Raw genomic sequence first — 22755 nt, 5'->3', positions numbered from 1 at the left:
ACAGCGAGGCGATCGTCACGCGGTCCGGCCGTGACAGGGTCAACCAGGACGGTCTCTGAAAGTGCCGTCGATCAGGTCAATGCGGGCTGAGCAGCGGATGGATCGGAAGCACGGTCAGCAGCACGAACAGCGGAATGAGGACGGCACCTGCCCGCAGCATGTAGCCGAAGAAACTCGGCATCTTGATGCCGCGCTCATTGGCGATCGCTGCGACCATGAAGTTCGGCGCGTTTCCAATGTAGGTCAGCGCACCCATGTAGACGGCGCCCATCGAGATCGCCGCCAGCGTGCCCGAGAGTTCGCCCATCAGCACCTTGGGATCGCCGCCCGCCAATTCGAAGAACAAGAGATAGGTCGGGGCATTGTCGAGGAAGGCCGACATCAGCCCGGTGAACCAGAAATAGGCGACCTCTCTCGGCGCGCCGGCGGGTGTCGTCACGGCATCCAAGAGCCAGCCGAACGAGCCACTGCGCCCCGCGTTCAGCATGGCGATGACCGGGACGATCGCGGTGAAGATCGCCGCGAACAGCTTGGCGACCTCTCGGATTGGCTCCCAGTTGAACCCGTTCGCCTCGCGGTGCTCGTCCGGCGTGAGCCAGAGCGACAGGCCGGCGATCGCCACGAGGATGGCATCGCGCACGAGGTTCTGAAGCTCGACATGCGTGCCGAAGACGTCGAAGGAGATGCCTGGCTTCCAGGTCGCCGAGAACAGCGTATTGGCAACGATCGCGGCGATCAGAACGACATTGATGAGGCCGCGAATGCGCACCGGCTCCTTCGTTACGAACGCTTGCGACGCAAGCTTCTCCGCTCGGAAGCGCCACCAGTCGATAGCGGCAAAGACGATGAGCAGCAATCCGGCGACGATCGCGGTCTGCAGCCAGAGGTGTTGCGTCGTCCAGAAGAAATCGACGCCGCGCAGAAAGCCGACGAACAGCGGCGGATCGCCCAGAGGGCTGAGCGCGCCACCGACATTGGCAGCCAGGATGATGAAGAAGACCAGCACGTGCACGTTGTGCGGCCGCGTCAGATTGGCGCGGATCAGCGGACGCACCAGGATCATCGCGGCGCCCGTCGTGCCGACCACGCTCGCGATGATCGTGCCGAGAGCCAGGATGGCCGTATTGGTCGCCGGCGTACCTCTGATGTCGCCGGTCACCAGGATGCCGCCAGCGACGGTGTAGAGCGCAAACAGCAGCACGATGAAGCTGAGATACTCCGCGAGCAGCGCGTGGATGAAGGACGCGAGCGAGGCCGCCAGTCCCGCCTGCCAGGTCAGCGCCGCCAGCGTCACCACGGCCCATGCCAAGGCGATCTTGCCGTAATGGTGATGCCAGAGGCGGGCAAACAGCAGCGGGCCGAGCGCGATCGACAGCAGCAATCCCGCAAACGGCAGCGCGAACGGCCAGGTCATCGCAGCGCCATCGAGGCCGGCGGCAGCATACGCGGGGATCGGCAGACCTGCGACGATCGCGACTACAAGCAGAGCCGGCCACCGACCGAGGACATTACGGGCTGTCGATGAAACGCTTGGCCGTACCTGTCGCACCATAGAAATCCAGATCATTATGTCCGCCGTCGGGAAACCGTACGAAGCGCTTGGGGTCATGCGCAAGCGCGAACAATCGTTCCCCGAAGCGGATCGGAATCCCCGGATCTTTGGCGCCATGCATGATCAGCAGCGGCACATGCACCTTGGCGATGCGCTGATCGGATTGGAAGCGGTCGCGCATCAGCAGGCTGACGGGAACCACTTTGAGCATGTCGGAGGCGACGTCGACCGTGGACGTATAGGGCGCCTCCAGGATCAGCCTGGCGATGGGACGCTCAGCGGCGATCGCGGCGGCCACGCCGCTGCCCAGTGAAAAGCCCCAAGCCACGATGCGCTCCGCCGCGTAGCGCTCGCGCGTGAAGGCATAGGCGGCTGCGGCATCCTGAAGCAGCTCCTGCTCACTGGGGTTGCCGCTCGAGCCTGCATAACCGCGATAGGACAGCGCGACGAGGCCGGTCCCGTCGGAGGTCAGCGCCTTGAGGCGCGAGACCACGCCGGCGAGGAAGTCGCCATTGCCCGGGAAATACAGCACGACCTTGCGGCCGGGCTGCGCCGGCACATGCCAGGCGATGACCTTCTCGCCGTCGGCCGAGGTCAGCACGTGCTCTTCAGCCTGCGGAAATCCGGCCGCGTCCGGCGCGGTGCGACCGACCGGCGGGATCGGAAACAGCATCGCGCGCTGGCGCATGAACAGCACAGCAAGCACGGTGGCGTAGATCGCCACCACGACGATCAGGAGCCATTTCAGGACCGTCATGGCTCCCAATAATGCCAGCTACATGCCCTTGACGATGTTCTCGGTCATCTTCTTGGCGTCGCCGAGCAGCATCATCGTGTTGTCGCGGTAGAATAGCGGATTGTCGATGCCGGCATAGCCCGAGGCGAGCGAGCGCTTGATGAACATCACGGTGCCGGCCTTCCAGACCTGCAGCACCGGCATGCCGTAGATCGGCGAGGACTTGTCCTCCTCAGCCGCCGGGTTGGTGACATCGTTGGCGCCGATCACGAAGGCGACGTCGGCCTGGGCGAATTCCGAGTTGATGTCCTCGAGCTCGAACACCTCGTCATAGGGGACGTTGGCCTCGGCGAGCAGCACGTTCATGTGGCCGGGCATGCGGCCCGCGACCGGATGAATGGCGTACTTCACCTCGACGCCTTCCTTCTTCAGCGTGTCGGCCATCTCGCGCAGCGCGTGCTGGGCCTGGGCCACCGCCATGCCGTAGCCGGGCACGATGATCACCTTCGAGGCGTTCTTCATGATGAAGGCCGCGTCGTCGGCCGAGCCGAGCTTGGCCGGCTTCTGCTCACCGGTACCACCGCCGGCCGCTGCGGTCTCGCCGCCGAAGCCGCCGAGGATGACCGAGATGAAGGAGCGGTTCATCGCATGGCACATGATGTAGGACAGGATCGCACCGGACGAGCCGACCAGCGCGCCGGTGATGATCAGCGCCGAATTGCCGAGCGTGAAGCCGATACCCGCCGCGGCCCAGCCCGAATAGGAGTTCAGCATCGAGATCACGACCGGCATGTCGGCGCCGCCGATAGGGATGATCATGAGCACGCCGAGCGCCAGCGCCAGCAGCGTCACCATCAGGAAGTCGAACCCGCCGCCCGTCATCACCAGACGGACCACGAAGAAGACGAGCGCAACGGCGAGCGCAATGTTGATGATGTGGCGCGCCGGCAGGATGATGGGCGCGCCGCTCATCCGTGCCGAGAGCTTCAGGAAGGCGATGACCGAGCCGGTGAAGGTCAGCGCGCCGATGGCGACGCCGAGCGACATTTCGACCAGGCTCTGCGGATGGATGTTGCCGGGCGTGCCGATGTCGAAGGCTTCCGGCGCGAAGAACGCGCCGGCGGCGACCAGCACCGCGGCCATGCCGACCAGCGAGTGGAACGCCGCCACGAGCTCGGGCATCGACGTCATCGGCACCCGGCGCGCGATCACCGCGCCGATGCCGCCGCCGATCGCAACGCCGAGGATCACGAGGATCCAGGCGATCGCATCTGCCGGGGGATGCCCGGCCAGCGTGGTGGCGACCGCAATCGCCATGCCGGCCATGCCGAAGAAATTGCCTTGCCGGCTGGAGGCCGGACTCGACAGCCCGCGAAGAGACAGGATGAACAGCACACCTGCCACGAGATAAAGGAGTGCCGACAGATTGGCGTTCATTGCAGATGCCCCGTTGTGCCTGTCATCCCGCGTCGTGCGGCGTTGTTACTTGGACTTCTTCTTGTACATCGCCAGCATGCGCTGGGTGACGAGGAAGCCGCCGAAGATGTTCACGCAGGCGAAGATCAGCGCGATGAAGCCGAACGCCCGCGCCAGACCGCTGCCGCTCGACAGCATGGGAACGCCGACCGCGAGCAGCGCGCCGACCACGATCACCGAGGAGATCGCATTGGTCACCGACATCAGCGGCGTGTGCAGGGCCGGCGTCACCGACCACACCACGAAATAGCCGACGAACACCGCCAGCACGAAGATCGACAGCCGGAAGACGAAGGGGTCGACGGCTTGGACGACATGTTCCATGGCTCTGCTCCTTAGGGCTTCGGCTGGAAGTTCGGGTGGACGATGGCGCCATCCTTTGTCAAAGCCGTGGCCTTGACCAGCTCGTCGTCCCAGTTGACCGCCAGTGTCTTTTCCTTCTTGTCGATCATCGTCTCGATGAAGGAAAACAGGTTGCGGGCGTAGAGACCGGAGGCGGAAGCTGCGACCCGGCCGGCGAGATTGGGGTAGCCGATGATCTTGACGCCGTCGATCTCGACGGTCTCGCCCAGCTTGACGCCCTCGACATTGCCGCCGCGCTCGACCGCGAGGTCGACCAGCACCGAGCCCGGGCGCATCGACTTCACCATTTCCATGGTGACGAGGCGCGGCGCCGGACGGCCGGGAATCAGCGCCGTGGTGATGATGACGTCCTGCTTCTTGATGTGTTCCGCCGTCAGCCCCGCCTGCTTGGCCTGGTACTCCTTGGACATCTCCTTGGCGTAGCCGCCGGCCGTCTGGGCGTTCTTGAACTCCTCGTCCTCGACCGCGAGGAACTTGGCGCCGAGGCTCTCCACCTGCTCCTTGGTGGCCGGCCGCACGTCGGTCGCAGAGACCATGGCGCCGAGCCGGCGCGCAGTCGCGATCGCCTGCAGGCCGGCGACGCCGACGCCCATCACGAACACCTTGGTCGCCGGCACGGTGCCGGCCGCGGTCATCATCATCGGGAAGGCGCGGCCGAAGGCCTCGGCGCCTTCGATGACGGCGCGGTAGCCGGCGAGGTTGGCCTGGCTCGACAGCACGTCCATCACCTGGGCGCGGGTGATGCGCGGCATCAGCTCCATCGCGAAGGAGGCAATGCCGGCATCGGCCATGGCCTTGAGCGCCGCGTCATTGCCGTAAGGATCCATGATCGCGAACACCAAGGCGCCGCGCCGGTAGTTGGCGAGTTCGGAGGCTTCCGGCCGCTTCACCTTGATGATGATGTCGGCATCCTTGAGCGCGTCCGCGCTCACGGTTGCGCCCGCCGCCGTGAATTCCGAGTCCGGCAGGCCGGATTTGATGCCGGCGCCGGGCTCGACCGCGATCTCGGCACCCAACGCCTTGAACTTCTTCACCGTGTCGGGAGAGGCGGCAACCCGCGGCTCCAACGGGTCGATTTCCTTGGCGACGGCAATCTTCATGAGGCCTCCGGCGCGAATGCGCGCGCGAGCTTTAAGAGGGCGGGACGTCCATGGGCTACAGCATGACGCCAAGTTAGCACTTGGCTTCGGCAGTCAGCTGAAGGCCCGCCGGCGGGGATGCCGGCGGGCCGAGAGCGACATTAAGCGAGGAAAATAGCCATCAAGATGACGATGAGAGCGACGCTGATCGTGCCGTACTTCACCAGCTTGATGAAGCCCTCGTAGGTGGCCTCATGCGCCACATAGTCGTTGCCGTCAGCCGTCGAGTAGGCGATCTCGCCATGGTTTGCCATCGGGGTCCCCCAGAGAAATATGCTTTGTTAAGGTCGCATACCCCAAAGCCGATGCAAGGGCAACGGCTGGCATGCAAGGCAGTTTTATCGCGTTTTCCGATCGCCCTATTGGCGAGGCCAATTGTCACGGATCCAGCGCGTCAGGCTGGCCTCGCTGACCTCGCCGGCGGCGAGGGCGAGGATCACGGCGGTGGCCTGAGCCGGCTCGGGCGCAAACGCAATTCCATTGCGCCGTAGGAAGATCATCATGGCCATGAAGGCGATGCGCTTGTTGCCGTCGACAAAGGCGTGATTTTTGGCGAGGCCGAACGCATAGGCCGCGGCAAGCTCGGGCAACGATGCTTGTTCATAGGTCCATTTGTTGATTGGACGCTCTAGCGCCGAGCGCAACATTCCCTCGTCACGGAGTCCGGATGCCCCGCCGAACCGGCGCAGCTGCCGGGCATGGATCGCGATCGCCTGATCGTAGGTGATCCAGAGCGGGTCCTGCAGCTCGCTCATTTGGCGAGGGCGGCTAGCGTATCGCGATACTCGTCCATGAGTTCGTCGGCGATCTCCATGGTTCGCTCGAAATCCGGATCATAGGGAAGAGCCTGGAAGCCGCCCCCGGGCAGTTCCACGATATGCAACTGCTGACCGCGCTTCAGATCCAGCCGCTGCATCAGCTCGCGCGGCAACAGCAGGCCGTCAGAATTGCCGATCTTCTTGATTTCAATCTTCATCGCAGACCTCCGTCCGCATACAAAAGGCGCGTTACACACATGTATAACGCGCCTTTTCGTTCAGTTCAACAGATGTTGTACGCCCCCTACCCCATCCGCTCCAACTCATCGATCATCCCGGCGATGACCGACAGGCCACCGTCCCAGAATTTCGGGTCCTTCGCGTCCAGCCCGAACGGGGCGAGCAGCTCCGAATAGTGCTTGGTGCCGCCGGCCGCGAGCATCGCCAGATAGCGCTCGGCAAACCCCTCGGCGGCGTGCTCGTAGACCGCATAGAGCGAGTTCACGAGGCAGTCGCCGAACGCATAGGCGTAGACGTAGAACGGCGAATGGATGAAGTGCGGGATGTACATCCAGAAGTTTTCGTAGCCCGGCTTGATCTCGATCGCCTCGCCGAGACTCTCGGTCTGCACCGACAGCCAGAGCTGCCCGAGCCGCTCGGCGGTCAGCTCGCCGTTCTTGCGCTCGGTATGCACCGCGCGCTCGAACGAATAGAACGCGATCTGCCGCACCACGGTGTTGATCATGTCCTCGACCTTGCCGGCGAGCAGCGCCTGGCGCTGCCTGGCGTCCTTGGTCTCGGACAGCAGCCGCTTGAACGTCAGCATCTCGCCGAACACGCTTGCGGTCTCCGCCAGCGTCAGCGGCGTCGGCGCCATCAGCGCACCTTGCCTTGCCGCCAGCACCTGGTGCACGCCGTGGCCGAGCTCGTGGGCGAGCGTCATGACGTCGCGCGGCTTGCCCTGGTAGTTCATCAGCACATAGGGATGCGCCGACGGCGTGGTCGGATGCGAGAACGCGCCCGGCGCCTTGCCCGGCCGCACCGGCGCATCGATCCAGCTCTGGTCGAAGAAGCGCTGCGCGATGTCGGCCATCTCCGGCGAGAAGCCGCGATAGGCCGTCAGCACCATGCTCTTGGCCTCCGGCCACGCAATGGTGGCATTGGCGGCGAAGGGCAGCGGCGCATTGCGGTCCCAATGCGCCAGCTTCTTCTTTTTGAACCAGCGCGCCTTGAGCTGGTAGTAGCGATGCGACAGCTTCGGATAGGCCGCGCGCACCGAGGCCACCAGTGCATCGACCACCTCGCGCTCGACGCGGTTGTTGAGATGGCGCGAGTCCGCAACGTCCTGGAAGCCGCGCCACCGGTCGGAGATGTCCTTGTCCTTGGCGAGCGTATTGGTGATCAGCGCGAAGGTTCGCTCATTGGCCTTGAAGGTTTTTGCCAGCGCCTCGGCGGCCGCCTTGCGCTTGGCGCCGTCGCGGTCCTGCAGGAAGTTCAACGTCGGCTCGATCGCGAGCTCCTTACCTCCGACCTGGAAGCGCAGGCCAGCGATGGTCTGGTCGAACAACCTGTTCCAGGCCGAGTATCCGGTCTGCGACTTTTCGTGGAACAGCTGCTCGACGCGGTCCTCGAGCTGATACGGCTTGTCCTTGCGCAGATCCTCGATCCACGGACGGTAATGGCCGAGCGCGGGCGTCTCCATCGCGCGCTCGATCACGGCGTCGTCGATGCGGTTGAGCTCGAGAGGGAAGAACAGCAGATGCGTCGACGCCGCCGTCAGCCGCTCCGAGATGTCGCCGTAGAATTTGGAGATCGCCGGATCGACGCTGTCGCCGGCATGCGCAAGACCAGCGAACGAACCGAGCCTCCCGGCGAGATCGTCGATCGCCTCGTAGCGCCGCACGGCTTCTGCGAGCCATTCGCCGCCATCCTCGCGCGCGACATGCTCGGCGAGCTTGCCCTTGTAGTCGGTCTCAAACGCGACGCATTCGGAATCCATCTTCGCGAGATCGTGAGCGATCTCAGGGGCGTCGATGCCCATATAAAGGTCGCCGAGATTCCATTCGGGCAGCACGCCGATGCCGGCCTTTGCCGCAACGGCCTTCTTTGCCGGTTTGGCCGATGATTTGGCCGTCGCACCGCGCGCAGCCTTGACCTCTACCGGTTTCGGCTTTGACGCGGGCTTCTTGGCCGGCTTGGCCTTGTTGGATTTGGTCTTGGCGGATTTGGTCTGGGGGGCGGATCTGGTCGGCTTGCGAAGGGCAGAAGAAGCGCGCGAGGTCATCGGATGGGTAACCTGTTGTTCGAACGTGTATCCCGATCAGCGAGGTTTAAGGTTGCGTTAATCGGCGTCGGCGAGAGTGCCCCGATTCGAGACAGATAGTCGTAGCGTGCAAGGAAAGCCATGGCTGCCAGCATTTTGATTGCCGATGATGATCCGGTCCAGCGCCGGCTGGTGGAGAACATGGTTCAGAAATGCGGCTACGAGGCGGTCGTCGTCGAGACCGGCGATGCCGTCATCGAGAAGCTGACGAATCCTGATACCGGCCCCATCGACGCCATCGTGCTCGATCTCGTGATGCCCGGCCTCGACGGCATGGGTGTCCTCTCCAAGATGCGCGAGATGGGGATCTCGATACCCGTGATCGTGCAGACCGCGCATGGCGGCATCGACAACGTCGTCTCCGCAATGCGCGCCGGCGCGCAGGACTTCGTCGTCAAGCCGGTCGGCATCGAGCGGCTCCAGGTCTCGTTGCGTAATGCGCTCAATACCTCGGCCTTGAAGGGCGAGTTGCAGCGCATCCGGCACAGCCGCGAAGGGCGCCTGACCTTCGCCGACATCATCACCCGCGCGGAGACGATGGCGCCGATCCTGCGCATCGCCGAGAAGGCCGCGGCCTCGTCGATCCCGGTGCTGATCGAAGGCGAATCAGGCGTCGGCAAGGAGCTGTTCGCCCGCGCCATCCACGGCACCAGCGAGCGCAAGACGAAACCGTTCGTTGCCGTCAATTGCGGCGCGATCCCGGACAATCTGGTGGAATCGATCCTGTTCGGTCACGAGAAGGGCGCATTCACCGGCGCGACCGAGCGTCACATGGGCAAGTTCGTCGAAGCCCATGGCGGCACGCTGTTCCTCGATGAGGTCTCGGAGCTGCCGCTCACCGCCCAGGTCAAGCTGCTGCGCGCCCTGCAGGAGGGCGCCGTGGAAGCCGTCGGCGGCCGCAAGCCGGTCAAGGTCGACGTGCGCATCATCTCGGCGACCAATCGCAGGCTGCTCGACCGCGTCAAGGAAGGCCACTTCCGCGAGGATCTGTTCTACCGGCTGCATGTGCTGCCGCTCACCGTTCCGCCGCTGCGCACCCGCCGCGAGGACATCCCGCATTTGTTGCGGCATTTCCTCGCGCGGTTCGCGGCCGAGGAGAACCGCGCCATTTCGGGCATCGCCGGCGAGGCCGTCGCCTATCTGACCAAGCTCGACTGGCCCGGCAATATCCGCCAGTTGGAAAACGCGGTCTACCGCGCCGTCGTCATGGGCGAGAGTGACCAGCTCGGCGTGGCCGATTTTCCACTGATTCCCACCCACGCACCGCCGGTGGAGCCTGCGCCGGCCCTCACCGTGGAGCGGCCCGTTCCTCCCCTGCCTGCGATGGTGCCGGGGAGTGAAGTCCCCATTGCCCCCCTGCCCTCGCATGGGTTCCTGCCGCTGCTCACCGCAAGCGGCGAGGTGCGGCCGCTCGAGGAGATGGAGCATGAGATCATCCGTTTCGCCATCGCCCATTACCGCGGCCAGATGTCGGAGGTGGCGCGCCGCCTCAAAATCGGACGCTCGACGCTCTACCGCAAGCTCGACGAAGCCAATGACGAGACCCCCACGACGGAAAGCCCGCCGCTCGGCTGAGCCGCTCGGATCCGCACCATGGTTGCGCTTGGCTGTCGTCTGAAAAAGGCCGCAAGTCTTGGCAACACTGGAACATCTGAACCGTTGCCTTGCGGTGACAGACAAAGGAAATAACGCGTGGCACAAACGCACGATCGGTTTGGCCGGGGTTTCCCAAGAGTCAGTTTGTCGTGAGTTGTCCCGTGTGGCGCTGGCCGCAGAAATGGGGCTTGAGTATCGTTTGGGCGTGAATCATTGCGTGCAAATGTGAACCATCCTCACAGGCGGTACCCGCGCCGAAGCTGGCGGATCGACCTTGTTACCCCTGTTCCAGCCGGGACAGATCATCCGAGGGATTGATGATGCGAGATTGTGTGACCACCCGTGGCGGATATGACCGCGTGCTCATGGCTGTCGCGGCGACTTTCCTCGCGGTGTCCTCGACCTCTGCTTTCGCCCAGAACGATCCGCCCCGCAACAGCGCGGCCGAGCTCGCCATCGATGCGGCGATCCCGTTCCCCGAGCCGGCCAACGTGCCGCCGCCGACCGCCAGCGACTTCAAACTCGACACCACCGCCACCGTGTCGCCCGACCAGGCCAAGTCGCCCGAGACGACGACCAAGCCGCTCGACTCTGCCGCGGCGCCTGCGGCCGATCCCGCCAAGACCGTCGCCACGCCGCCGGCAGCGGCCCCTGCGACCGCGACAGTCCCAGAGCCGGTCAAGGCCGCCAGCACCGTTCCCGCCGCCGACCAGCCCATTGCCGACCGTCTGCGCGACCTGATGGCGAGCAAGGCGACAAGGTATTTCGACCGCAAGGCCGAACGCGCCGCCGTCGAGAAATTCTACACCGGCCGCGACTACGCGCCGATCTGGACCCAGGGCGGCAATCTGACAGCCGCCGCGAAGGGCGTCATCGCCCGTCTCAGGGATGCAGCAGCCGATGGCCTCAATCCCGGCGACTATCCGGTGCCGGATTTCGCAGCCGCAGCCTCCGCACCGGACGCGCTGGCGGAGGCGGATCTCAGACTCACCGAGAGCATAATGGACTACGCGCGCCAGGCGCAGAGCGGCCGCATGCACTGGTCGCAGGTCTCAGCGGATATCCAATATCCCGAGCATCCGGTCGATCCGAACGAGGTGCTGGCCAACGTCACCGGCGCAAAGGATGCCTCCGCGGCGCTGGAGAGCTACAACCCGCCGCACAAGCTCTACAAGCTGCTGAAGGCCAAGCTCGCCGAGCTGCGCGGCGTCAGCGACGGCGCGCCTGTTATCATCGACGACGGCCAGCCGCTGAAATACGCCCCTGCCCGCGGCAAGAATGCGCCGGAGGCCGAGGCGCAGATGTCCGACCCGCGCGTGCCCAAGCTGCGCGCCAAGCTCGGCATCACCGAGAACGCCGACGACATCCGCTATGACGCCAAGGTCGCCGCCGCCGTCCGCAAGTTCCAGGAAAGCGTCGACCTCAAGCCGACCGGGGTGCTCGACGACCGCACCGTGAAGGCGCTGAACACGCCCAAGCGCGACAAGCAGATCGATACGGTCCTCGTCAACATGGAACGCTGGCGCTGGCTGCCGCGCGACCTCGGCGCGCCCGCGATCGGCGACGCTTATGTGATCCTCAACATTCCCGACTACACGCTGAAAGTGATGCAGCACGGCGCGCAGGTGTGGAGCACCCGCGTGGTGACCGGCAAGCCGGGGCAGCATGCGACGCCGTTGCTCAGCGAGACGATGAAGTTCATCACGGTCAATCCGACCTGGAACGTGCCGCCGTCGATCATCTACAACGAGTATCTGCCGGCGTTGCAGCAGGATCCGACCGTGCTCGACCGCATGGGCCTGCGGCTGGAGCGCGCGCGCGACGGCTCGATCCACATCTCGCAGCCGCCGGGCGAGGCCAACGCGCTCGGCCGCATCCGCTTCAATTTCCCGAACAAGTTCCTGGTCTATCAGCACGACACGCCGGACAAGAACCTGTTCGCCCGTGATGAGCGCGCCTTCAGCCATGGCTGCATGCGCGTGCAGTATCCGGATCAGTACGCGTCGGTCCTGCTCAACATCACCATGCCGAACGAGCGCTACACGCCCGAGCGCATCCGCAGCATGTACGGCCGCAGCGAGATCGATCTGAAATTCCCGACGCCGATCCCGGTCAACATCACCTACCAGACCGCCTTCGTCGACGATGCCGGCAAGCTGCAATTCCGCAAGGACATCTATGGCCGCGACGCGACCATGATCTCGATCCTGAAGAACAACCGCGGCAAGGATCTCGAGAACGTCGTCGCCCACGCCCAACCGAGCTACGCGCGTCCGAAGGGGCCGCTGCCGAACTCGGTCAACATCAGCGACAACAGCTTCTCCTCCGGCCCGAACTTCTTCGAGCGCCTGTTCGGCGGCGGTGGCCAGCCGACGCCGCCGGCGCCGGTCGGCCGCCCTGCCCGGCGGGTCTTCACCCGCTGATCAGGCCGCCGATCACGGTCAAAATTTCCATTTTGAGATCAAAGGCCTCGCCGATCGGCGGGGCCTTTGCTTTAGGTTAACCACAATGATCGACCAAGATTCGATGGCTCTTTTTCGCCACACTCAAGAGTATATGTTAAGGGTAATTGGGGGGCGGGTCGGTCAGTATCCTTTAACCATCCCGCCTTAGGTAAGCGTTTCCTCTCTCTTCCGCCGGACGGGCCGCAAGAGGGTAATCGAGTAAACGCTCGTCGACGGGGTGGGCTGCATCTTGCTGTCTGTTTTCGCGCGCCAATCTGTTTCGCTCACGAGGGCGGGTTGGAAGGCTGGATGCCAATGCGGGCTGGCGGCGCTGCTGCTGCTCATCGGCGCCGGCTCGGTGCATGACGCAGCGGCGCTGAATGAAACCCACACCCTCTCCTTCCACCACACCCATTCCGGCGAGGACCTGACGGTCACCTTCAAGCGCGAGGGCCGCTATGACGAAGACGCGCTGAAGAAGCTCAATCACTTCCTCCGCGACTGGCGTACCCAGGACGAGACGGTCATGGACCGCCGCCTGTTCGACATCCTCTGGGAGGTCTATCGCGACGTCGACGCCAAGCAGCCGATCCAGATCATCTCGTCGTACCGGTCGCCCGCCACCAACTCGATGCTGCGCCGCCGCTCGGCGCATTCCGGGGTGGCGCGGCACAGCCAGCACATGCTGGGCCACGCGATGGATTTCTACATTCCCAACGTGCCACTGGAGCAGATCCGCTTCGCCGGACTGCGCCTGCAGCGCGGCGGCGTCGGCTTCTACCCGACTTCCGGCTCGCCCTTCGTGCACCTCGACACCGGCAACATCCGGCACTGGCCGCGGATGACGGCTGACCAGCTCGCCCGCGTGTTCCCGGACGGCAAGACCGTTCACGTGCCGAGCAACGGCGTTCCGCTCAAGGGCTATGAGCTGGCCAAGGCTGAGATCGAGAAACGCGGCAATGGCGATGACGCGTCGTCCAGCCGCCCCAACCTGTTTGCACGGCTGTTCCGCGGTCGTCCGAGCGAGGATGACGAGGAGTCTGGCGAGAGCGAGAGCAAGGCCGACGCCAAGCCGGTCCAGACCGCGGCACTCGCCGCGAAGCCGGCTGACAAGAGCTCCGACAAGGACGGCCGGACCGTCGAGCGATCGGTGGACAGCAAAGCCGCCACCACGCGCGGCAAGATTGCCAATGCCCTGCAGTTGGCCTCCGCGGATGCGCAATCTGCCGCTCAGCCCGCGGCGACCAAGCCCGAGACGAAGTCCGAAACGACAAGCGCCGTCGGCAGCAAATCCAGGGACGGCGCGCCGCAGAGCGTCGCCGACATCATCAATTCGCGCGGCTTCTGGGGTGACAATCCCGGCACGCCGAAGCAGGCCACCCCCGAGCAGGTTGCCGCGATCACGGCGCGCCGTGCGCTGTCATCGATCGATCAGCAGCAGACCGCGAGCCTGATGCAGGCCATGGCCTTCGCACCCCCGGCCTCCTCTCCGCTCGATCGCGCCAATGTCGCCTCCACCGCCCCCATCCCGGTGCGAAACTCCCGCCCGGCGACCCGCAGCGTCGCGCCGGTGCCTGAGGCCGCCCCGGCGGCCGCGAAGAACGGCCAAGGCCAGGACGGCGCCATCACGATGGCGACGCGAATCTCGGCGGCCAAGGGTCCCGATTCGACCTGGATGCGGGCTATCATGCTGACGCCGAGCGCATCGTCATCGATGTCCGTGACGAAAATGGGCGACGTGGACCTCACCGTGATGCGCAGCTATTTCGTCAAGCCGCAGGTCGCGCTGGCGATGAGCTTCACCGCCGAGCCGACTCCGGGACTAAGCTACGATCAGTTCACAGGGCCGGCGATCATCAAGCTCGAAACCAAATCCTTCGCCATGCGCGCGGCAGCCTTGCGCTGACACCGCGACAGCCGGTTCGTCGTTCTCCTCAGCATTGACGAGCTGGAGTGCAGCGTCGATGGCCGCATGCCGCCGGCGCGAATCGGGAGAAAGCGAATCCCCCGTCAGGGGCAGCCGAGGTCTCCTCCGGGTGTCCGGGTGAGCGAGGCCGGCTGCTCAGATCATTCCGAGCGCCTGCATATAGGTCTCGAGGATGCTTTCCTCTTCCTGGCGCTCGTTCGGGTCCTGCTTGCGCAGCCGAATGATCGTGCGCAGCGCCTTGACGTCGAAGCCATTGCCCTTGCTCTCGGCGTAGACGTCCTTGATGTCTTCGGAGATCGCCTTCTTCTCCTCCTCGAGACGCTCGATCCGCTCGATAATCGACTTGAGCTGGTCTACGGCAAAGCGGGTCGCGGGCGAGTCGTCGTCCTTCGCGGCGGCGGAGGTGGCCATCTGATACTCCTGAGTGGAACTCGTGTGTCCAAGGAAGGCGCCAAAGGGCGCTACATGTTCGCCGCGACCCTCAAATCTGGCGTGCCCCGCGTCAAGGCGACATCGCCCTCATCCACAGAGCGGCCCACATCTTGTTGGCCTGCGCAGCGTGAAGCCTACGCAAGCCGGCCGCGCCACTTGTGTTTCGTCGCCATCCTGCGCAGGACCCGATTCGCCTTCGAAGCCTCTGCCAAGTCTGGGCTCGCGCGCGAAAGGCAACAAAGCGCGTCTCCTGCGCGCTCGTTTCGGAATCAGTGGCCCGGATGCGCCTTCTTGAAGGCTTCGCGCTGCTCGGCGCTGGCCTCGCGCTGGTACTTCGCCTTCCATTCCTCGTAAGGCATGCCATAGACCGCCTCGCGGCTCTCGTCCTTGGTCATCGGCGCCCCCTGGGCGTCGGCGGCGTCCTTCAGCCAGTTGGAGAGGCAGTTGCGGCAGAACCCCGCCAGATTCATCAGATCGATGTTCTGAACGTCGGTTCTGGTCCGCAGATGCTCGACGAGCCGGCGAAAGGCGGCGGCTTCGAGTTCGGTCCGGGTGGTGCTGTCCATCGTCATCTCTTTGTTCCCTGTTCCGCGCCATAACGGATGTCTGCTATATAATGAGGCTTCGTCGCAGATTTGGCCATATCGCAGCGCGGTCAGGAGGAGCGAGGCGCTGGATCGCAGCGGCTTCGCACGAGATCGTCATGGCGTTGACAGCCGCAGCCAAGCCCAGCGACATCGTTCAACGGTTGATATAGCGTCGCGCAATGATCCCCAAAATCTCCTCTCTCCTGCATCGCAATCCCTTCCGCCCTGGCTACGGACTGCTTTCGCTGCTTGGGCTGGCCGCGCTCTGTCTGTCGTCCACTCCGGCGGCCGCCGATTTCCGGCTCTGCAACAATACCTCCAGCCGAGTCGGGATCGCCCTCGGCTACAAGGACGCCGAAGGCTGGACCACGGAGGGCTGGTGGAACGTGTCGTCACGCAGCTGCGAGACCCTTCTCAAGGGCACGCTGGTGGCGCGCTATTATTACATCTACGCGCTCGACTATGACCGCGGCGGTGAATGGTCGGGACAGGCCTTCATGTGCTCGCGCGACAAGGAATTCACCATCAAGGGCACCGACAATTGCCTGGCTCGCGGCTTCGACCGCACCGGCTTCTTCGAGGTCGACACCGGCGACCAGCGCGCCTGGACGGTGCAGCTCACGGAGGCCAATGAGCAGCCGGCGCAGCAGCGCGTGCCCGGAATTCCCGGTACGTTGGGACCCGGAGGCAACGTTCCAGGTCTACCCAATGGGCCGCAAGGTGCGCCGCCGGCAGCCGCACCGGCCCTGCCGCCAGGGCAAGCACCCAAGCCATGAGGCGGCTGCGACGCATCAAGATCCTCGCGACGCTCGGCCCCGCCTCCTCGGACAGCGCGATGATTCGTAAGCTGTTCGAGGCCGGGGCCGACATATTCAGGATCAACATGAGCCACACCCCGCACGACAAGCTGCGGGAGCTGGTGACGACGATCCGCAGCGTCGAAGCGAGCTACGGCCGCCCGATCGGCATTCTGGTCGATCTTCAGGGTCCGAAGCTCAGGCTCGGCACCTTCGCCGACGGCCCGGTTCAGCTCAACAACGGCCAGAGCTTCGTGCTCGATTCCGACAAGACACCGGGCGATGCGACGCGGGTCCATCTGCCGCATCCGGAAATCCTGGCCGCCCTGCAGCCGGGACATGCGCTGCTGCTGGATGACGGCAAGGTGCGGCTGATCGCCGAGGAGACCTCGCCGACCCGCGCCGTCACCCGGGTCGTGATCGGCGGCAAGATGTCCGACCGCAAGGGCGTGAGCCTACCGGACACCGACCTGCCGGTCTCGGCGATGACGCCGAAGGACCGGGCCGACCTCGATGCAGCCTTGAACATCGGCATCGACTGGATCGCGCTGTCCTTCGTGCAGCGCGCCGACGACGTGCTGGAAGCCAAGAAGATCATCCGCGGCCGCGCCGCCGTGATGTCGAAGATCGAGAAGCCGCAGGCGATCGACCGGCTCAACGACATCGTCGACGTCTCCGATGCTTTGATGGTGGCGCGCGGCGACCTTGGCGTCGAGCTGCCGCTAGAGCGCGTGCCCGGCCTGCAGAAGCAGATGACGCGGCTGGCGCGCCGCGCCGGCAAGCCGGTGGTGGTCGCGACACAGATGCTGGAATCGATGATCCAGTCGCCGGTGCCGACGCGCGCCGAGGTCTCCGACGTCGCCACTGCGGTCTATGAAGGCGCCGACGCGATCATGCTGTCGGCCGAGTCGGCCGCCGGCAAATACCCGGTTGAGGCGGTCTCGACCATGAACCGCATTGGCGAGGAGGTCGAGCGCGACGTGGTCTATCGCTCGGTGATCGCGGCGCAGCGCCCCGAGCCGGAATCGACCGCAGGCGATGCGATCGCCGAAGCCGCACGCCGGATCGCCGAAAATCTCGATCTTCCTACGATCATCTGCTGGACCTCGTCCGGCTCCACCGCGATCCGCGTCGCGCGCGAGCGGCCGAAGCCGCCGGTGGTCGCGATCACCCCGAACCTGGCAACCGGACGCCGCCTGTCGGTCGTGTGGGGCGTGCACTGCGTGGTGGCCGAGGACGCGCGCGACCAGGACGACATGGTCGAGCGCGCCGGCTCGATTGCCTTCCGCGACGGCTTCGTCCGCGCCGGACAGCGCGTCATCATCGTCGCCGGCGTGCCGCTCGGCACACCCGGCACCACGAACATGGTGCGCATCGCCTATGTCGGGCCGTCGAGCGACGCCCATATCTGAGACGACCTATTGGGTCCTATCGATCGCGCCCAGTCCGGCCGTGGACGGGGGCTTGGCCCGCGCGATCACCGGACAGGCCTCGATGGCAATGCCGGCGGCGCCGGGGATGCGCTCGCAGCCGCGCGACGCATCGATCTGGAGATCATAGTCCGCAAGCACCTCGAGCCGCGGCGGGTTGTCGGCCGGGCTCTTGGAGAAATACAGCGCCCACACGCCTCCCGGCAGCGGATTGGCCAGGCCGTTGCGAACCCGGCGGTCCAGCACGCCGCCGGGCACGATCGGCACCACGAGCTCCGACAACTGATAGACGCGCGAGCCCTGTGGCAGGAACGACGTGACGTAGCCGAGCGGCTTCTGCAGCAGCAGGAACGTCGCGGGACGTTGCAGGTCCGCCGCGAGCTGCGGCCGGTAGGGATCGGACCATGGCCGCCGCATCCAGTCGGTCGGCTGCGACGCCAGCGCGATGCCGAGCGCGGCCATCACCGTGACGGCCTGCGTCATCCGCCGCGATGGTGACGCGACCGGCCCAGCGTCTGCACGCCAAGCATCGACCAGGCGGATGAGCAGCAGCACGATCAGCGGCGCCGACAACAGCTCGAGCGGCATCAGATAGCGCTGGATCGAGAAGGCCAGCACCCACAGAACGTAGCTGAGCCAGAAGAAGATCAGGAGGCGCCGGTCGCGCAGCGGCAACACTTCACGCCGCTGCCACAGGCCGGTGACGATCAGCGCGATGAGCAGCACGATCACGACGGCGAAACGCGGATCGCGGAACGGCCATTCCGACGAGGGATGCTTGCCGATCACCCAGTAGAACGGATAGGCGAGCGCATCGAGCAGTCCCTGCGGCATGAAGCGCGTATCGACGATCGAGGCCTGCGGCGCTTCGGGCGAGCGGAAGATCGTGTTGTAGAACGGAAACAGCGGGCTGCCGTAGTCGCGCGCCATCTTCAGCGCCCACGGCCCCGCGGTCACAATCACGCCGGCCGAACTGCCCGCGCCGAATGCGACGATCGCGCGCCACGGCCGCGCCACCAGCAGCAGCGACACGCCCGCTCCGACCAGAAACGTCGCATTGGTGAGCTTCAATCCCGTGGCCGCGCCGATCAGCAGGCCCGCGGCGACGAAACGGCGGCCGCGCTCATCATCCTCCCCGAAGATCAGCGCGATGCCGGCGAGGATCGGAATGGTCGTGAGAATGTCGGCGAAGCTGGTGCCGACCTCGGACAGCGCCATCGGACTGAGGGCGGCGATGATGAGCGCGGCGCTGAGCGTGAACGCGTCAGCCGCGCGCCGGAGCAGCACGCGCGCAACCCAATAGACCAGCGCGAGATTGAGGCCGTGCAGCGCGCCCAGCGCGACGCCCCACCACGGCGCATCGAGCCCGTGGCGGACCGCGTAAGGCAGCAGGTAGATCAGCGGATTGAGGAAGCTCTGAAAGCCGCCAGGCGCGACGTCGATGTCGAAGCGGCCATGCAGCAGCGCGAAGCCGGCATAGTCGTGATAGTTCTGCCAGTCCCAGTTGATGTCCTCGCCGGCGAGATATGCATAGACAGCGCCGGCGGCGGCCGATCCGGCGATGACGAGGCGCGTCGCCAGAGGGTTGCGTGCAATCGACATCGTCTGAGGAGGCACCTGGAGTGGGGCAAGGCGGTGCTCTCGCGGCACGCCAGCCTCACCATCGCCGCGACGGGTGAATCCTTGCTTAAGCGAGGCCTTGCGTCCGAAGGGTAAAGCATGGTGGCGCTGACTACGCGCCGACCAAGCTCCTGACCGGCAGCACGGCCTGCACGACGAGACCGCGCGCACGCGCATCCATGACGCCGACCGCGCGCAGCGCCAGCAGGGTGACCGCCTGAACGGTGTCGCGGAGCTTGGCGGGGTCGTTGGGATTCTGGGTCGCCAGCGGCCCCACCAGCGCCTCGTGCAGCGCGCCGAGCAGCGCGGTCGCGGCCAACTGGGTGTCCTGCGCCGGAAGGTGGCCGGCACGGACGGCCGCATCGATCCGTGAGGCGATCTCGCCGACGATCTCGCGGCGGCTCGCGATCCGTGACGCCGTCACGTCGACGTCGACGGGCTCGGCCAAGATGCCCCAGGCGAGCTTGCGCTGCGACAGGATGTGCACTGCGACCGTGGACACCGCGGCAGCCAGCGCTGAGGATGGACCGGGCGCGGCATCGGCGGCGCGCCGGACGGCGGCGAGCTCATCGCGCGAGACTTCCGCGATCAGCTCCGAGATCAGATCCGCCTTGGAGGGAAAGTAGCGATAGACGGTGCCGGCGGCGACATTGGCCCGGATCGCCACCGGGGCGATCTGGACGGCAGACATGCCGCCTTCCGCGGCGGTTTCGCGGGCGGCAGCCAGGATCGCGCTGCGGCGAGCCGCGAGCCGCTTCACGACCTGATGGGTTCGCCGATAGACCATGGCGTTTCTCGTCCCGGACGCGCTCGTCCAGGGAACCCGGCGAACGCTGGTTCAGTGTTTTTGGAGGATCGACCTCACAAATGGCTGGGAAGAACTGAACACTTGTTCACGAAGGAAGACAAGGGAAATCATGACCCTGCCCGGCCCCAACCAGTGTGTCAGGCGCTCGCGAGCGCCGCCGCGGCGGGCGCCGGCTGCCGACGCCACCACGAGCCGGCGCGCGCCAGCACCAGGCCGGCCAGGATCAGATTGGCCGCAAGCCCGAGCGGAATCCCCGACAGCATGAACGTGATCTGAAGCGCCGCGATGCCGCCGAGCGCGGGGAGTTCGTAGCGGCGAAAGCCCTCGGCGAGGCCGATCCGCACCAGCCATGCCACCGCGATGGCCTGAACCATCATGTCGTACATGAACAAATAGGGCGTCGTCAGCAGCAGCCCGACGGCCAGCGCCGCCGCCTTCAGCGCGTAGCGCACCGGGCTGCGCCACAGCGTCACCAGCACGACCGCAACGGCTGCGGTCAGCACCCATTGGAAGGTCCAGCCGAGCGCTTCCGAGCCGCCGAAATAGCGCACGAGCGAAAACAGGCTCTGCAGCTTCCACCAGGTCGCCTTGCCCTCGGTCAGGAACGCCTGCGAGAACATCGGCAGCCAATGCAAGAAGGCCTGCCAGCTCTCCAGCCCGAAGGCGAGCCATGACAGCAGCGCCAGCACGATCGCGGTGACGCTCGCCGAAACGAAGGCTGTCCAGCGCTGGGTGGCGATCAGCACGATCGGGAAGAGCAGGCCATATTGCGGCTTGTAGGTCAGGAGCCCGAGACAGATCCCCGCCAGCACCGGCCGCACCGGCAGCAGATAGAGCGTGCCGCCGACGAGCGCGGCAGTGAGGCATCCGTTCTGCCCGACCAGCGCGTTCGAGAACAGGGCCGGAAAGCCGGCTGCGAGCAGCAGGCCGAAGCCGCGGCCGACGATCGCGCGCATCGCGAGCGCATAGGGAACAAAGCTGGCATAGACCCAGCCGACGAAGGCGAGCGTGTAGGGAAACTGCGCCAGGAACGCTGCGACGAACAGGAACGGCGGCGGATAGTGCCAGGCAAAGTAGCCCGGGAAATCCTGCCGCAGCAGGTCGAGCTCGACCTGGCGCTGCACGTCCCAGTCCCAGGCCAGCGCCGGATGTCCCTGCAGCGCCAGCTTGCCGGCCGCCCAGACATTGACGAAATCGGTGGGAATGCCGAGACCCGCCTGGTCCCAGATCCAGGTGCCCGACCACAGCCCGGCCGGAAAGAACGAGGCGTTGATGCAGGCGAGCGCGAAGCAGGCCGCGAACAGGCCGAGCGGAACGTCACGACGCTGCGATGGCATCGCGGCGGCATCAGGATTGTCAGCCATCTGGACCTCGCCCCGCGCTGCATGGATGCATTCCCGATCGAGACATAGGCGCGGACGCTTGAAGAAGGCTTAAGCGCGGGCGATGGCGTCCGGCCGCCGGCGCCGCACCGATTGTTTACGTGCGATCTGTATCGCAGGGGTCCGAATGCAACCAACGGCGGCAGGCCGGGGAGATCCCATGTTCGTTTATCGCGCCCTCATCGCGCTGCTCGTTTGCGCCATTTGGCCGGCCGCAAGCCGCGCCCAGGACAAGGGTCCGGTCCGTGTCTCCTCCGACGTCAGCTATGAATATCTGGCCCGCTGGGACGTCGCCCGGCTGAACACCATCCTCACTGTCGATACGCCGAAATTCGCCGGCGTCTCGGTGACCTACACCCCCGCGCGCAATGCCGTCCGGCTCTATCGCGTGACCTATGCCTCAGTCGTGCCCGAGCGCGGCAACAAGCCGATCACGGCGAGCGGCCTGCTCGCGGTGCCCGAGACCGGCGAGACCAGCCTGCCGATGGTGTCCTATCAACACGGCACGGTGTACGGAAAGCAGGAGGTGCCGTCGTTTCCGGAGCAGTCGCCCGAGACGCAGCTGATGATCGCGCAGTTCGCAGGACAAGGCTATCTGCTGATCGGCGCCGACTATTTCGGAATGGGCATCTCGACCGAGCCGGAAGGCTACATGGTGAAGGCCAGTCATCAGCAGGCCACCTACGACATGTTGCGGGCGAGCCGCGCCGTGCTCGACCAGATGAAGCTGACGAGCGCCAGGCTCGACATCGCCGGCTGGTCGCAAGGCGGCTTCGTGACCATGGCCTTTCTGGAGAAGCTCGAAAGCGCCGGCGTGCCGGTGACGGCGGCGGCGACCGCGAGCGCCCCTGTCGACGTGTCCGTGGCGCTCAACGGCTTCCTCAGCTTCCCGCGCAAGAACGACGCCGCCTGGGTCAATTCGCTGTTCATCCTGTCGGCCTTCGCATTCGAGAACTATTACAGCGTACCGGGACTGGCGCGCTCGGTGATCAGCGACACCTATTACGACGTCGCCCGCAAGGCCTATGAGCGCGAGCCCTTCAACGTCGCCGACGTCCCGACCGATCTGCACGAGCTGCTCAAGCCCGACTATTTCGATGCGCAGTATTTCGCGGCGTCGGCCTACGGCCGCCTGGTCGCGCAGACGCAAGCCTATCGCTGGATCATCAAGACGCCGGTGCGCAACTATTACGGCGAGGCCGACGAGGCGATCTCGACCGGTCTCGGCCGGCTGGCGATGACCTACCAGCAGGCGATCGGGGCCGGCAACAGCAAGGTCGAGGCGGTGTCGACGGGACCGACCAGCCATCGCGGCACGTTCGCCACCGCCGTCCCGCAGTGGAAGGCCTGGTTCGACAAGCCGTGATGCGCGCGGCGCCGGTGGA

20 protein-coding genes are annotated in these 22755 nt (G+C 65.5%); 6 read left to right on the top strand and 14 right to left on the bottom strand.

The window, feature by feature from the left end; all coding sequences use genetic code 11:
- Nucleotides 1-76: 76 nt before the first annotated feature.
- From QW881_RS05455 to QW881_RS05415, 9 genes are all read right to left on the bottom strand, one after another.
- Complete coding sequence (locus tag QW881_RS05455; RefSeq protein ID WP_315756067.1) at nt 77-1414, bottom strand: sodium:proton antiporter; 1338 nt, start codon at nt 1412-1414, stop codon at nt 77-79.
- A gap of 94 nt (nt 1415-1508) precedes the next feature.
- Complete coding sequence (locus QW881_RS05450) at nt 1509-2309, bottom strand: alpha/beta hydrolase (RefSeq protein WP_316158339.1); 801 nt, start codon at nt 2307-2309, stop codon at nt 1509-1511.
- Nucleotides 2310-2327: 18 nt separating this feature from the next.
- Nucleotides 2328-3725, bottom strand: a complete 1398-nt coding sequence (locus tag QW881_RS05445; protein ID WP_315736336.1) for an NAD(P)(+) transhydrogenase (Re/Si-specific) subunit beta — start codon at nt 3723-3725, stop codon at nt 2328-2330.
- A gap of 45 nt (nt 3726-3770) precedes the next feature.
- Nucleotides 3771-4088: a proton-translocating transhydrogenase family protein gene (locus tag QW881_RS05440; protein ID WP_284420324.1), complete on the bottom strand. Its 318-nt coding sequence runs from the start codon at nt 4086-4088 to the stop codon at nt 3771-3773.
- 11 nt (nt 4089-4099) lie between these two features.
- Complete coding sequence (locus QW881_RS05435; RefSeq protein ID WP_315756065.1) at nt 4100-5227, bottom strand: Re/Si-specific NAD(P)(+) transhydrogenase subunit alpha; 1128 nt, start codon at nt 5225-5227, stop codon at nt 4100-4102.
- A 140-nt stretch (nt 5228-5367) separates the two neighbouring features.
- Nucleotides 5368-5520 (bottom strand): aa3-type cytochrome c oxidase subunit IV, encoded by a 153-nt coding sequence (locus QW881_RS05430; RefSeq protein WP_315736334.1) that lies wholly within the window; start codon nt 5518-5520, stop codon nt 5368-5370.
- A 105-nt stretch (nt 5521-5625) separates the two neighbouring features.
- Nucleotides 5626-6021: a type II toxin-antitoxin system death-on-curing family toxin gene (locus QW881_RS05425; protein ID WP_315756064.1), complete on the bottom strand. Its 396-nt coding sequence runs from the start codon at nt 6019-6021 to the stop codon at nt 5626-5628.
- Nucleotides 6018-6242 (bottom strand): AbrB family transcriptional regulator, encoded by a 225-nt coding sequence (locus QW881_RS05420; RefSeq protein ID WP_006612211.1) that lies wholly within the window; start codon nt 6240-6242, stop codon nt 6018-6020. The genes QW881_RS05425 and QW881_RS05420 overlap by 4 nt, the downstream gene beginning before the upstream one ends.
- An 86-nt stretch (nt 6243-6328) precedes the next feature.
- Nucleotides 6329-8308 carry a M3 family oligoendopeptidase gene (locus QW881_RS05415; protein WP_315756063.1) on the bottom strand — a complete coding sequence of 660 codons (1980 nt, stop codon included), beginning with the start codon at nt 8306-8308 and terminating at the stop codon, nt 6329-6331.
- Nucleotides 8309-8428: 120 nt separating this feature from the next.
- Here QW881_RS05415 and QW881_RS05410 point away from each other — a divergent pair, with 120 nt between their 5' ends.
- The 3 genes from QW881_RS05410 (at nt 8429) to QW881_RS05400 (ending at nt 14293) form a co-directional block, all read left to right on the top strand.
- On the top strand, nt 8429-9922 hold the full coding sequence (locus QW881_RS05410; protein WP_315756062.1) for a sigma-54 dependent transcriptional regulator: 1494 nt from the start codon (nt 8429-8431) through the stop codon (nt 9920-9922).
- Nucleotides 9923-10308: 386 nt separating this feature from the next.
- Nucleotides 10309-12366, top strand: a complete 2058-nt coding sequence (locus tag QW881_RS05405; RefSeq protein ID WP_315756104.1) for a murein L,D-transpeptidase — start codon at nt 10309-10311, stop codon at nt 12364-12366.
- Between the two features lie 271 nt (nt 12367-12637).
- A complete protein-coding gene (locus QW881_RS05400; protein ID WP_315756061.1) occupies nt 12638-14293 on the top strand; it encodes a DUF882 domain-containing protein in 1656 nt (551 codons plus the stop codon).
- Between the two features lie 156 nt (nt 14294-14449).
- Here the strand turns inward: QW881_RS05400 and QW881_RS05395 are convergent, their stop codons facing one another.
- Nucleotides 14450-14725 (bottom strand): DUF2312 domain-containing protein, encoded by a 276-nt coding sequence (locus tag QW881_RS05395; RefSeq protein WP_008961835.1) that lies wholly within the window; start codon nt 14723-14725, stop codon nt 14450-14452.
- A gap of 290 nt (nt 14726-15015) precedes the next feature.
- On the bottom strand, nt 15016-15312 hold the full coding sequence (locus tag QW881_RS05390; protein ID WP_315736329.1) for a DUF1244 domain-containing protein: 297 nt from the start codon (nt 15310-15312) through the stop codon (nt 15016-15018).
- Between the two features lie 200 nt (nt 15313-15512).
- Between QW881_RS05390 and QW881_RS05385 the strand changes: the two genes are divergently transcribed.
- Nucleotides 15513-16109, top strand: coding sequence for a DUF1036 domain-containing protein (locus tag QW881_RS05385; protein ID WP_315736328.1), 597 nt, complete (start codon nt 15513-15515; stop codon nt 16107-16109).
- On the top strand, nt 16106-17542 hold the full coding sequence (pyk, locus tag QW881_RS05380; RefSeq protein ID WP_315736327.1) for a pyruvate kinase: 1437 nt from the start codon (nt 16106-16108) through the stop codon (nt 17540-17542). Before QW881_RS05385 ends, pyk begins: the two co-directional genes overlap by 4 nt.
- A gap of 6 nt (nt 17543-17548) precedes the next feature.
- Here the strand turns inward: pyk and QW881_RS05375 are convergent, their stop codons facing one another.
- From QW881_RS05375 to QW881_RS05365, 3 genes are all read right to left on the bottom strand, one after another.
- Complete coding sequence (locus tag QW881_RS05375; protein ID WP_316158338.1) at nt 17549-19162, bottom strand: glycosyltransferase family 87 protein; 1614 nt, start codon at nt 19160-19162, stop codon at nt 17549-17551.
- Between the two features lie 130 nt (nt 19163-19292).
- Nucleotides 19293-19967 carry a helix-turn-helix domain-containing protein gene (locus QW881_RS05370; RefSeq protein WP_316158337.1) on the bottom strand — a complete coding sequence of 225 codons (675 nt, stop codon included), beginning with the start codon at nt 19965-19967 and terminating at the stop codon, nt 19293-19295.
- Nucleotides 19968-20125: 158 nt separating this feature from the next.
- Nucleotides 20126-21352, bottom strand: a complete 1227-nt coding sequence (locus tag QW881_RS05365) for a glycosyltransferase family 87 protein (RefSeq protein WP_316158336.1) — start codon at nt 21350-21352, stop codon at nt 20126-20128.
- Nucleotides 21353-21530: 178 nt separating this feature from the next.
- Here QW881_RS05365 and QW881_RS05360 point away from each other — a divergent pair, with 178 nt between their 5' ends.
- Complete coding sequence (locus tag QW881_RS05360; protein ID WP_316158335.1) at nt 21531-22736, top strand: alpha/beta hydrolase family protein; 1206 nt, start codon at nt 21531-21533, stop codon at nt 22734-22736.
- Nucleotides 22737-22755: the final 19 nt, after the last annotated feature.

Source organism: Bradyrhizobium sp. SZCCHNS3016 (assembly GCF_032484535.1).
Taxonomy (GTDB): Bacteria; Pseudomonadota; Alphaproteobacteria; order Rhizobiales; family Xanthobacteraceae; genus Bradyrhizobium.
This window is presented reverse-complemented; position numbering and strand designations above follow the sequence as displayed.